The sequence below is a fragment of the Vibrio sp. FE10 genome (assembly GCF_030297155.1).
GTDB lineage: Bacteria > Pseudomonadota > Gammaproteobacteria > Enterobacterales > Vibrionaceae > Vibrio > Vibrio apostichopi.
The window spans coordinates 1,926,206-1,938,495 of the sequence record NZ_AP028067.1 but is presented as its reverse complement, the minus strand read 5'-3'; the positions used below and the strand labels follow the sequence as shown (position 1 = coordinate 1,938,495).

Sequence of the window (12,290 nt, the reverse complement as noted above, 5' to 3'; positions counted from 1 at the left end):
AGACTCCTTACGCTTTACGAATATTACAAAGGGTTACTTTCGTTTCCTGCATCAACGTGACAGGGTCGTAACCATATGTGGTTGCTGTATTGGCTGCTTCACCAATAACGTAAGGATCCGTGCCTTCAGGGTACTTAGAACGCAAATCTTCGCCTTCGAACTTACCACCGAAGTGGAACGGCAAGAACGCTAAACCCGGTTTCACACGACGTGTAACCATCGCTTTCACCTTAATACGGCCCTTCTCTGCACCTTCAACCCAAACGTCATCACCATCTTTGAAGCCAATGTCGTTTGCGTCTTTCGGGTTCACTTCAACAAACATCTCTTGTTGAAGTTCTGCTAGCCATGGGTTTGAACGCGTTTCTTCACCACCACCTTCGTACTCAACCAGACGACCAGACGTCAGAATGATTGGGTATTCGCCAGACTTGTCTTGGTCTTGAATTGACTTGTACAACGTAGGAACACGGAAAATCGCTTCTTTGTCATCCCAAGTTGGGTAATCAGCAACAAGATCACGACGTGGCGTGTAAAGTGGCTCACGGTGTAGAGGTACGCGATCTGGGAATGTCCAAACAATCGCACGTGCTTTCGCATTACCAAACGGGATACAACCATGCTTGATAGCCACACGTTGGATACCACCAGAAACGTCAGTCTTCCAGTTCTTACCTTCCGCTGAAGCTTTCTCTTCTGCGGTTAGATCGTCCCACCAACCCAGTTGCTTCAGAAGTTTGTCACTGAATTCTGGGTAGCCGTCTTTGATTTCGCTGCCTTTCGAGTAGCTGTCTTCTGCCAAGATACTTTGACCTTCGAACTCCACACCGAAACGAGTACGGAAGTTACCGCCGCCCTCTGCTACCGGTTTAGACGTATCGTAAAGGATGTGCGTACCTGGGTGTTTCATTTCTGGGTTGCCCCAACATGGCCACGGAAGACCGTAAGTCTCACCATTCGCTGGGCCGCCTTCTGCAGCAAGCGTTGTTTTGTGGAATGTGTGCCAGTTCTGTTGGTGCTCTTTCAAACGCTCAGGGCTTTGACCTGTGTAACCGATCGTCCACATACCCTTGTTAAATTCACGAGTAATGTCTTCGATAAGCGGTTCGTTGTTTTCAACGCGAATGTTTTTGAACAGCTGATCTGAGAAACCAAGCTTCTTCGAAAGCAAGTACATGATTTCATGGTCAGGTTTAGATTCGAACAAAGGCTCAACCACTTTGTCACGCCACTGTAGAGAACGGTTTGATGCCGTTACACTGCCGTAGGTTTCAAATTGCGTTGTTGCAGGAAGCAGGTAAACGCCGTCAGTACGATCGTTCATTACTGCAGCTACTGTTGGGTATGGGTCAACGATAACCATCATATCCAGCTTTTGCATCGCTTTCTTCATCTCAGGACCACGAGTCTGAGAGTTCACCGCGTGACCCCAGTAGAACATGGCACGGATGTTTTCACGCTGACGGATGTTGTCTTTGTTTTCAAGCACACCATCAACCCAACGAGATACAGGAATACCTGCACTGTTCATTGGTTTTTGACCGCCGTATGCGTTGTCGTCAAAGCGTCCTTTGATCCAGTCAAAGTCAACTTCCCAGACTTTAGACCAGTGACGCCAAGAACCTTCAGACAAGCCGTAGTAGCCTGGAAGTGTGTCAGACAGTACGCCAAGGTCAGTTGCGCCTTGTACGTTATCGTGTCCACGGAAAATGTTTGCACCACCGCCTGATTTACCGATGTTACCGAGCGCAAGCTCAAGTACACAGTAAGCACGTGTGTTGTTGTTACCAGTTGTATGTTGAGTACCACCCATACACCAAACAATACAACCCGGGCGGTTTTCAGAAAGTAGCTTCGCGGTTTGGTAAACGTCTTCTTCGCTTACGCCAGTCACACGCTCAACTTCTGCTGGATTCCATTTCGCTACTTCTTCACGGATTTCTTCCATGCCGAATACACGTTGGCGAATGAACTCTTTGTCTTCCCATTGGTTTCCAAATACATGCCATAAGATGCCCCAAATAAAGGCAACATCTGAACCTGGACGCAATGATACGTAGTGATCAGATTTCGCAGCAGTACGTGTACGACGAGGATCTGCAACCACGATCTTACAGTTGTTCTTCTCTTTCGCGATCAAGATGTGTTGCATCGCAACTGGGTGAGCTTCTGCAGGGTTTGAACCAATGAATAGCATTGATTTACAGTTGTGCATGTCATTGAACGAGTTTGTCATCGCACCGTAACCCCAAGTGTTTGCAACACCGGCTACTGTGGTTGAGTGACAAATACGCGCTTGGTGGTCAACGTTGTTCGTTCCCCACAAAGACGCCATCTTACGGAATGCGTAAGCTTGCTCGTTACTGTGTTTCGCACTACCCAAGAAGTAAACCGAATCAGGGCCAGATTCTTTACGAAGTTCTAGCGCCTTGTTACCGATTTCTTCAATCGCTTGTTCCCAAGAAAGCTTCTTCCACTTACCGCCTTCCAATTTCATTGGGTACTTAAGACGACGTTCACCGTGGCCATGTTCACGCAGTGCAGCACCTTTTGCACAGTGTCCACCAGCGTTGAATGGGTGATCGAATGCAGGCTCTTGACCCGTCCACACACCATTTTGAACTTCAGCGTAGATACCACAACCCACAGAACAGTGAGAACAGATCGTACGTTTTACTTCTGTTTTCGCTTCTGGGTCGACTGATTTAGCCTGTGCTTTCTTCATCATGCCCGGTGCGAATAGACTTGCGCCTACAACCGCGCCACCAGCAGCAAGTGAAGTGTTTTTCATGAAGGCGCGACGAGACACACCCAGCTGATTGGTTTCTTTGCTCACACTATCGGAGCGTTTGACAAGTTTCATCCGTTATCTCCTAAAGTGTGTCGTAGTAATCGCGAATATGTTGCGTTTCGCGATAGCCCGTCTTCTTCACGTCTTTTTCAGGCATTTCAACAGTTTCTGAAGCGGTTGCCACTTTGGTTGTTCCAGCGACAACGGCACCAGCAACGGCTGCAGTCGTTAAACCTTTGAGTAAGTCTCTACGGCTTGTATCTATTTCTTTATTATCTTTCATCATTGCTTCCTTACCTTGCGGTAGATCTTTTTGGAGGCTTCATGCCCCTCTATCGATATAATCGCGTACTGCTCGATTACTCGTAATCAGTGACGTTTTTCACATCAATCTTTAATTTGTGTTTACTGTTTTTTGTATTCACGCTGAAACGAACTTGTTCCAACGTTAAGAATGCTTCACACAGCTGAGCTGCAGATTTGTAGAAGTTGGCACTCTCTGCGGCTTCAAGCTGACGCGTAAAAGAGTTAAACCAAGGCCCAATATGTTTATTGAAAACGGCTTGTTGCAGTGCGTCTTCTTCATCGGTTAGCATCGCCATTACTTCACAAAGCGCCGCGATATGATCTTCAGGTTCTTTAACTTGCTCATCACGCTCAATGCCAAGCAATTCAAGATCGTGACGGATCTCAGCTAATGGTTTTTCCATCATTGATCCTGTTCGGTGCCAAGATCCAAATGGAACAATCTCCCCACGACCAATACCAATGAAAAGATTTTGATATTCATCTTCTAGTGCTTCGCGATTTGATTCGGTTGCTGCTTGTTGAATCGCCACCCAAGCCTTCTGCATCGCACTTTCTGATGCTTCAATGTCTAGTGTCTTTAGAAAATCAATCACCTCTTCAGAAGGTGCGCTACGAAACAATGCAGAAAGAACCAGATAGATTTCAGTTCTTAGTGTTTGTTCTAGCTCTTGTGCTTGATCTAAATGAGTATCCAAGGCCAACTCCTAGTATTTCAATTGTTTCAATGGGTCTTGAGCCATTGAATCGAACATGTCCACCACACGACAGTCTTCACACATCGCAATACGATTAATTGCTGTCTCATCTGAGAAATGAGAGTGACCGCGTAACTTGTTCTGTAGCATGTCAATCATAGACTGTGGTGCGAATGGCTTATGACAACGTAAGCATTCCGCGGCTTTCTCTTCATGAATCACAACCGCTTGTTGACGTTCTTCTTTCACCCAATTCATACGAGGAGTCAGAGTGAGAACATTCTCAGGACATGCCTTTTCACACAGACCACATTGAATACAGTCTTGTTCGACAAACTTAAGGGATGGAGAGGCGCCATCGGTATGTAGAGCACGTGTCGGACACACAGCCACACAACTCATACACAAAGTACAATCTTTGCTTTCGCACGAAACCGTGCCGTATGGTGCATTCGAAGGAAGCTCAACAATGTTCTCAACTGGAATACGAGACGAAGACATCGCATCAAGTGCTGTGAACAAACGTTGACGCTTATTGCCTTGAAGATCGCCAAGTGCAAGGTCGAACGAATCAACACACAATGTCGGAGGACCTTCACGAAGCGATTCTAGATAAAGGATATCGATCGTTTCTTTTGGGATACCAATTTGGTCAAGTAGCTCTTGAGCGATCCCGACTTCGTTATTCAGAACACGAATGATGGTTTCTGGCATAAAGCGAGAAGCTGCAAACAGAACCTGAGTCGCGCCGTTAACTAGCGCTGCAAACCACGTATCGATGCCAATAGAAGGCAGTTCTTCCACCACAATCGGAATCACGTTATCCGGCAGTGCTTTGAGCGCCATCACATTGTAGGTCTCATGACGTGAGCTACAGATAAGTACGATAGGATCCAGACCGCCCGCTTGCTCATAGTTTGCTAGCGTACGTTCAATGAACTTTTGAGTATCGTCAGGATTTGGAAGCGCATAGGTAATCGCTTCTGTAGGACAGCTTGTTGCACAAGTCCCCACTCCTTGACATAGGTAAGGGTTAATCTCGATCTTGTGACCAGTCTTATCTGAACCTTCACTCGACAGTGCGCCAGCAGGACAAGCATCAACACAACGCTCACAGCCTTTAACACCACGAGAACTGTGCGCACAAAGGTCGGTGTCTAAACGGAAGAATTTAGGCTTATCAAACGTACCCATTAACGTTGGAATCTCTTCTAACGCTTCAGCCAGTTTTGGATAACCGCGCCCTACTGGGTAATAACCAGGAACAGGCACTTCTTCTGTCATGCAACTATTCAGGCAAAGATCTAAAACCACATCGAAACAATCGTGATTAATGGCCACTTTCGCTAGGTTGCTCGATGTGCCTTTACTCTCAATCAGAACTTCAAACGTGCCAAGGAAACCGGATACTTGGACCGAGTTCGCGAAGTACAATTCAGGGTTTGTGCCCTTTTCGCCATCTGTTGACAATAAAGTTAGGCTTGTTAGCTGAGGTAATTGCGCAGCCGCACTCTCAATGATCTTTGTTGGACCAATGATGAGTGTGTTTCCCCCGCTCTCATAACTGACTGTCGGTGGAATTAGGTTTGTTAATTCAACTGTATTTTCAAATGCATACAGTCTTGCTTTAGCGTTATTTGAAGTTGCTTGTTCTAATAATTGTTTAAGCATTGCTCAGTTCCATCTTTGGACATGGATAATCTGTTCAACCTTCATTGTAGTTAGCGTTAGAGAACTTGCTGAGTAATCGGTTAACAACTAACGGTTTCGTTAGCTATTCATTATCCAATCAACCTTACCCAAGCTATCTACAAAAAAAGTCGATAATGAACGATATTTAGCAAATGCCATGCCAATTTAATAATTCATTATTTTCAATGAATTAGCATGATTTGTAGTTTGTTTGAGATATGAAAAAGCCGCTTGGGACATTTTGTCTCAAGCGGCTCATTGAGTGTTTAGTCAAAATGTACCTATTCTTTGTGTGGTATATTTTGTCCCACCTCTTTTAGGTCATCTTCGATAGTCACAGTATCATTACTGCTAGATACTGTGTTTTTATACAGTTCTTTTTCTTCCCCGGCAATTTCGTCACTTTCGCTAAGTTCTGATTCAGTCTTTTCCGCTTCATTAATCGAGTTATCAACCTCATCAATTACAGTTTCTTCTTCATTATCAGCAGCTTGCTCAGTCTCGCTTGGTGCTTCCTCTTCTGGCTTGTCTTTTACCCAATCACGCAATGTTTCTGCGACGCCTTCAGAAAGAGACTTCAAATTACTGTAATCGTCGTCATAATCGTCTAAACCATCACGGACGTTAAACTCTTCTGAGAGGAATAATTTACGCAATGCGGCCTTTTTTACGCTTTCAGAGGCTTCAGACACCAATAATTGAGCAACAGACAAGTCTTCAGTCGTTTCTGATGCCGTATCTTGGGAGTCAACAGCATGAGCTTCTTCATCGCTTTCTAAAGCGTCACCTTCTAAAGGCTGAGGCGCTTCTGCGACAGCAGCAGATGAAAGATCAGTAGACGAAATCTCAGAAGATGCAGGATCGGAAGAAGTAGGTTCTACATCTTCCTGTATTTGCTCTGCTTCAAAAGGTTCGTCAGTGGATTCATCAAGCTTTCGTTGAGACCAACGGCTAAAAAAGTTAGTTGCCATTAGATCGACCCGCACCTTTACGTTTCTTACGTCTTGCTTCCAATAGCTCGCCATGACGACCAATAAAGGCTTCCATCCAAGCCTGTACGGGTAAAGGAATGTCGTATGACAGCACTTGGTTGTCTCCGTCCATATACTGCCCTGCGACCGACTGAGAAGCTGTCAGCAATTGAATAACAGGCTTAATACCTGAATCAACGTTATCCATTACCAAGAACAGCTTTGGTTGTTGAGAGCTTAAATTGAAACGGTAGTCAGTACGTTCGTCTTTGTGTAACTGAAGTAAACAAACGTCTTGGGCGTCATCTTCTGGTGACAGTTCAAACCCCATTAATTCCCATTGCGTAGTGACCCAAATACCTGTTTTGATCTCTTTCTCTATTCTTTGGACACCTATTGGCCAAGCTGCTTCTGTTTTTTCATATTGTTCTTTGAATTCTTTTATCTCAGACATACTTCACCCAATTGATTTTCTTTGGTTTGAATGTGCTTAGGACATTTTGTACTTCGCTCAATCATATAAGCCCTATAAAGCAATAAACACGCCAATACACGTTAATTTTTGCCCTCTTACATGATGGCTTCCGTTATTGAGTCGCCCTATAACGTTAGTCGATACACGTAAATTCAGACAACTACACACGGTGAACTCTCATATTTTGCGCTATTTTAATCGAATGCTTCATGTTTTCCTGAATACCCGTTATTTTGGAATGAGATTTGCTTTAAGCATGGACTAAAGAATCGATTAACAAGAGCGGCGTTAGACCGTCTTGTTACAACCCTATCTCATTAAGTAGGAAGTGATTGTGGTAAAACCAAACATAATAAAAACCAGCGAAAATCCACTTCAGACAATCGAAGTTGAAGTGTTTGACGAATATGGTGAGAAGCTAACCAAACAGATCGCTTGTGAACGTCCTCTTACCGTCATGTTGAACTGGAAAGAGATCGTAACCCTGATGACTCTCGGCTCACGCCCTGAATCTTTAGTCTTGGGTTATTTGAAGAATCAAAGCTTCCTTTCCGACCCTGAAGCGGTTGAATCTATCATCATCGATTGGGAAACCAGCTCTGCAGCGGTTATCACCAAAGAAGATACCAGCCAACTTGAGCAAGCGCTGAAGAAGAAGACAGTGACATCTGGCTGTGGTCAGGGCACCATGTTTGGTAACGTGATGAAGCAGTTGGAAGATTACCAAGTGCCGCAGACCAAGATTAAGCAATCTGAAATCTACACGGCTTTAGAAGCGCTGACTCATTACAACGACACGTACAAGAAAGCTGGCGCGGTACATGGCTGCGCTGTTTGCAAAGACGATAAGGTGCTATCGTTTGTTGAAGATGTAGGCCGTCACAATGCTGTAGATACCTTAGCTGGTGAGATGTGGCTTAACAAAGAAGATGGCGCAGATAAGATCTTTTACACCACTGGTCGTCTAACCTCTGAAATGGTCATCAAAGTGGCGCAAATGGGTATTCCTGTTCTGCTATCACGTTCTGGCGTAACGCAAATGGGCTTAGACTTAGCTCAGCAATTTGGCATCACGACCATTGCTCGCGCTAAAGGCCTGCGTTTCCAAGTGTTCACTGGCGCAGAGAAGATTGAATTCGATGTAAAAGGTGAACAGGCTTCATCTGAAAGCTAGATTCAAAAGCCCAGTTGATACCTTAGTTCAGTCGAATAATAGAACACCGAGCTAGCACAAAAAAGAAACGATGCCGTTCATCAACACTGATGAGCGGCATTTTTGTATTCGTTCAATGCTCACTTCAAGGTATGAATATTAAGCTTCCCAATAACTTAGTGACCCAATGACTTAGTTACGCCGCTATTTAACTGCTTAACGAAGAAGCCTAGGGCTTTTTTATCAAGTTTTGCTATCAAAGGTACTCACAGATGATCCCCACTGATTTTCGTTTGCAGATAAATAACGTTTCCTTCGACCTTAGTTGTAGACGAATCTTGCTTTAACAACCTTATAAGCTATTAGTTACATATTCATCATTTTGATGAATCTATTAATTATAAAACAAAGATGAATATCAACGTCACTGGCTTAAAGGGAATTAACCATGAGTAATCCATCGGAACCTCAGCGTCATTCGCTGTCTCTTTCAATACGCAGTAAATTCATTCTAATCAACCTGACTTTGTTTGTTTCAGTCTTCATCTATGCCATCTACGAGCAGTTCAGCTTAGACAAACTAGAATCGCTGGAACGAGCTGCCACTGAAAATTTGAGGAGCTCGGTTGACCTACTCACTCTGAGGCGACACGAAAAAGATTTCTTAGCTCGCAATGATCAAAAATACGCAGAGCGTTTCGACAAAACCGCCGATACCTTGAATCAACGACTGGTGACTTTGAACCAAACCCTAACCTCGCACGAGCTTCACCTGTCCGACCAAATGACGCAGATTTCGGACACTCTTCATCAATATCAAAAGCAGTTTCACCAAATCGTCGAACAAGTGAATAACATTGAACGTACGACCGCGCCCTTAGGCTTTGTCGCTGCGTTAGATGGCAAAAGAACCGCTTTAAAATCAGCGATCGAATCTGAATCGAGTTTGGCGTTAGAGCTTGCGCTATTGGAGTTGATTGAAAAAGACTTCCATTATCTCGCTCATATCAATGACCAAACACACATGGCGTTAGCGAATGCTCTTAAAGAGTTTGAACCCTACTCTCAAACGTCTGTTGCGACAGAGCAAGCCTACTCGGACTACAAGACTGCGGTTGAAACGCTCCTGCTGGCTAACACCAATTTAGGCTTGTCGGCAGAACTCGGTCTTAGAGGCGCCTTACGTAGCAACGTCCACCGAACAGAACAAGCCATTGAAGCGGTACAAACCGAGATAAGCCAAGCTATCACAGCAGCGAGCACACATACCAAAAACACACTACATCTATTTGGTGCAGCTATCGTGGCTCTTCTTTCTTTGTTGTTGGTATTCATTGGTCGCAACATACTGGCGCGAATCAAAGCGATAAACGTGATGATGGAGTCGATTGCGAATGGAGATGGTGACTTAACCGTGCGCATGAACGCCAAAGGCAATGATGAACTTGCTCAGTTGGCGCACTCCTTCGATACCTTCATCAATAAACTGCATGGCAATATTAAAGAGCTGTCTGGCGTGATGACGGTGTTGACCGATAGTTCGTGTAGCTCTGAAGAAGCGGCAATCAAAAGTATGAGTAATGCTGAAAAGCAGAAGCAACAATCTGAATCAGTAGCGACGGCAGTTAATGAGCTGGTGATGACCAGTAATGAAGTGACGGCGAATATAGAAAATGCAGCGATGAACGCTGAGAAGATCAAAGACAATGCACATCAGGCGTTGCAAGAAACCCACGCAACCAATGACAGCATTAATGTGCTGGCCGAGAATATTGCAGAGTCTCAAAACCTAATTGTTCAGCTTGAAGATCAGAGTCGCGAAATCAACCAAGTCGTTACTACGATTCAAGGCATTGCTGAACAAACTAACCTACTCGCACTAAATGCAGCGATAGAAGCTGCGCGTGCCGGTGACCATGGCCGTGGGTTTGCTGTCGTGGCCTCTGAAGTGAGAGAGCTTTCACTAATGACCAACGATTCAACCCATCAAATTGAATCGACCATTCATGGTCTAACGTCGGGAATAGCAAAAACGGTCGCTAAGATGTCGGTGAGCTTAGAGCAAACGGGGTTAGTTAAACACCAAACCAAAGACGTGGTGAATGCGATTGAGGGGATACACTTTCAGGTCGGAGAGATGTTCGACTTAAACAGCCAGATTGCCACGGCGTCAGAAGAGCAATCCATGGTATCAGCGGAAATTGACCGCAACATCACCGATATCGCACACCTAGCGAGTGATACTCATACAGTGGTGTCAGGATCTGTTCGTTGCAGCGAGCAAGTATCTAATGTGAGTGTGAAGCTTGAGAAAATAGTGGCGCAGTTTAAGTATTGATTAGTAACAAGTACTTGAGACTAACCGCTCGAACTTTTTGATACAAAGAGACTTGCTTAAAAGACCAAGTGTGTAAAAGACCGAGACAAACAAAAGGCCTCTATCTTAGCGAATAAGATAGAGGCCTTTTTAATCAGGAATACGTACTAACGTTGTATTACGTATTCGTGCTTAATGCGTACCATGTTTAATGCGTACTAAGCGCGTGCTTTCAAGAACTCAGCGTAAGTACCGCGGAAATCGTTGATCTTGCCGTCTTTGATTTCAAGAACACGAGTAGCTAGAGAGTCTACGAATACGCGGTCATGAGATACGAAGAACAATGTGCCTTTGTAGTTCTCAAGAGCCAAGTTAAGCGCTTCGATAGATTCCATATCCATGTGGTTCGTTGGTTCATCCATTAGAAGGATGTTTGGCTTGTGCATCATGATCTTGCCAAGAAGCATACGACCTTGCTCACCACCAGAGATAACCTTTACAGATTTCTTGATGTCGTCTTGGCCAAACAGCATACGACCTAGGAAGCCACGAACAACTTGCTCGTCTTCGCCTTCTTGACGCCATTGGCTCATCCAATCAAACAGGTTCATGTCTTTTTCAAAATCATGTGCGTGATCTTGAGCATAGTAACCGATGTTTGAGTTTTCAGACCACTTGTACTCACCTTCGCGCGCTTCTAGAGCACCCGCTAGCGTGTTAAGAAGCGTTGTTTTACCTACGCCATTCTCACCGATGATAGCAACACGCTCACCAACTTCGAAAATTGCATCGAACTTGTTGTATAGGTCTTCTTCAAAGCCTTGAGCTAGGTTTTCAACCACAAGTGCGTTACGGAATAGTTCTTTAGACTGTTCGAAACGGATGAATGGGTTTTGACGGCTAGACGCTTTAACTTCGTCTAGTTGAATCTTGTCGATCTGTTTAGCACGAGACGTTGCTTGTTTCGCTTTAGATGCGTTAGCAGAGAAACGAGAAACGAACGTTTGAAGTTCAGCAATTTGTGCTTTCTTCTTCGCGTTATCAGAAAGTAGACGTTCACGAGCTTGTGTCGCTGCTGTCATGTACTCATCGTAGTTGCCAGGGAACAGGCGAAGTGCGCCGTAATCAAGGTCAGCCATGTGTGTACAAACTGAGTTTAGGAAGTGACGGTCATGCGAAATGATGATCATTGTGCAGTTACGTTGGTTAAGCGTATCTTCCAACCACTTGATGGTGTCCATGTCCAGGTTGTTCGTTGGTTCGTCAAGAAGCATGATATGCGGGTCTGCAAACAGTACTTGAGACAATAGAACACGAAGTTTCCAACCTGGTGCTACTTCGCTCATTAGACCGAAGTGCAGTGATTCTTCAATACCTACAGCAAGAAGAAGCTCACCCGCTTTCGCTTCTGCCATGTAACCGTCCATTTCAGCGAACTGAACTTCAAGATCAGCCACTTTCATGCCGTCCTCTTCGCTCATTTCAGGCAAAGAGTAAATGCGGTCACGCTCTTGCTTAATAGCCCAAAGCTCTTTGTGACCCATGATAACCGTGTCGATTACCGTGAATTCTTCGTAAGCAAATTGGTCTTGGTTTAGTTTAGCTACACGCTCGTTTGGGTCGTAGCTTACGTTACCAGCACTTGGTTCAAGTTCACCTGATAGGATCTTCATGAACGTCGATTTACCACAGCCATTCGCGCCGATTAAACCGTAACGGTTACCTTCGCCGAACTTAACTGAAATATTTTCGAAAAGTGGCTTAGCGCCGAATTGTTGAGTGATATTTGCTGTGGAGATCAATGCCTTTACCTTTTTAATGTGAAAAACGCCGCAACGGTACTTCTTCGGGGCTTTAACTTCAAGTATTGATTGCAATTACAGGCCA

At 44.7% G+C, this 12,290-nt stretch carries 9 protein-coding genes; 2 read left to right on the top strand and 7 right to left on the bottom strand.

The features are described from left to right. Positions 1-7: 7 nt before the first annotated feature. The 6 genes from QUF19_RS08875 to QUF19_RS08850 form a co-directional block, all read right to left on the bottom strand. Entirely contained in the window at positions 8-2,863 is a 2,856-nt protein-coding gene (locus QUF19_RS08875; RefSeq protein ID WP_286291250.1) for a formate dehydrogenase subunit alpha, read from the bottom strand. Positions 2,864-2,873: 10 nt separating this feature from the next. Further along, on the bottom strand, positions 2,874-3,074 hold the full coding sequence (locus QUF19_RS08870) for a twin-arginine translocation signal domain-containing protein (protein WP_029225905.1): 201 nt from the start codon (positions 3,072-3,074) through the stop codon (positions 2,874-2,876). A gap of 76 nt (positions 3,075-3,150) precedes the next feature. Beyond that, positions 3,151-3,795 (bottom strand): TorD/DmsD family molecular chaperone, encoded by a 645-nt coding sequence (locus tag QUF19_RS08865; protein ID WP_286291247.1) that lies wholly within the window; start codon positions 3,793-3,795, stop codon positions 3,151-3,153. Between the two features lie 9 nt (positions 3,796-3,804). Beyond that, the gene (locus QUF19_RS08860) at positions 3,805-5,466 is read right to left on the bottom strand and encodes a 4Fe-4S binding protein (RefSeq protein WP_102352939.1); all 1,662 of its coding nucleotides are present in this window, start codon (positions 5,464-5,466) and stop codon (positions 3,805-3,807) included. Between the two features lie 302 nt (positions 5,467-5,768). Next, positions 5,769-6,458, bottom strand: a complete 690-nt coding sequence (locus tag QUF19_RS08855; RefSeq protein WP_286291241.1) for a DUF3306 domain-containing protein — start codon at positions 6,456-6,458, stop codon at positions 5,769-5,771. Next, positions 6,448-6,912, bottom strand: coding sequence for a DUF3305 domain-containing protein (locus QUF19_RS08850; RefSeq protein WP_286291239.1), 465 nt, complete (start codon positions 6,910-6,912; stop codon positions 6,448-6,450). The genes QUF19_RS08855 and QUF19_RS08850 overlap by 11 nt, the downstream gene beginning before the upstream one ends. Positions 6,913-7,267: 355 nt before the next feature. On the opposite strand from QUF19_RS08850, the gene fdhD reads away from it, so the two are divergent. Both fdhD and QUF19_RS08840 read left to right on the top strand, forming a co-directional pair. Beyond that, on the top strand, positions 7,268-8,107 hold the full coding sequence (fdhD, locus tag QUF19_RS08845) for a formate dehydrogenase accessory sulfurtransferase FdhD (protein WP_102437127.1): 840 nt from the start codon (positions 7,268-7,270) through the stop codon (positions 8,105-8,107). Positions 8,108-8,534: 427 nt separating this feature from the next. After that, positions 8,535-10,424, top strand: a complete 1,890-nt coding sequence (locus QUF19_RS08840; RefSeq protein ID WP_286291236.1) for a methyl-accepting chemotaxis protein — start codon at positions 8,535-8,537, stop codon at positions 10,422-10,424. A 197-nt stretch (positions 10,425-10,621) separates the two neighbouring features. Here the strand turns inward: QUF19_RS08840 and QUF19_RS08835 are convergent, their stop codons facing one another. After that, positions 10,622-12,205 (bottom strand): ABC-F family ATPase, encoded by a 1,584-nt coding sequence (locus tag QUF19_RS08835; RefSeq protein WP_017107090.1) that lies wholly within the window; start codon positions 12,203-12,205, stop codon positions 10,622-10,624. Positions 12,206-12,290: the final 85 nt, after the last annotated feature.

Excerpts from the sequence above, each read along its gene's own strand:
- QUF19_RS08875 (WP_286291250.1), bottom strand. The coding sequence starts at position 2,863 with ATGAAACTTGTCAAACGCTCCGATAGTGTGAGCAAAGAAACCAATCAG.
- QUF19_RS08870 (WP_029225905.1), bottom strand. The coding sequence starts at position 3,074 with ATGAAAGATAATAAAGAAATAGATACAAGCCGTAGAGACTTACTCAAA.
- QUF19_RS08860 (WP_102352939.1), bottom strand. The coding sequence starts at position 5,466 with ATGCTTAAACAATTATTAGAACAAGCAACTTCAAATAACGCTAAAGCA.
- QUF19_RS08855 (WP_286291241.1), bottom strand. The coding sequence starts at position 6,458 with ATGGCAACTAACTTTTTTAGCCGTTGGTCTCAACGAAAGCTTGATGAA.
- QUF19_RS08850 (WP_286291239.1), bottom strand. The coding sequence starts at position 6,912 with ATGTCTGAGATAAAAGAATTCAAAGAACAATATGAAAAAACAGAAGCA.
- QUF19_RS08840 (WP_286291236.1), top strand. The coding sequence starts at position 8,535 with ATGAGTAATCCATCGGAACCTCAGCGTCATTCGCTGTCTCTTTCAATA.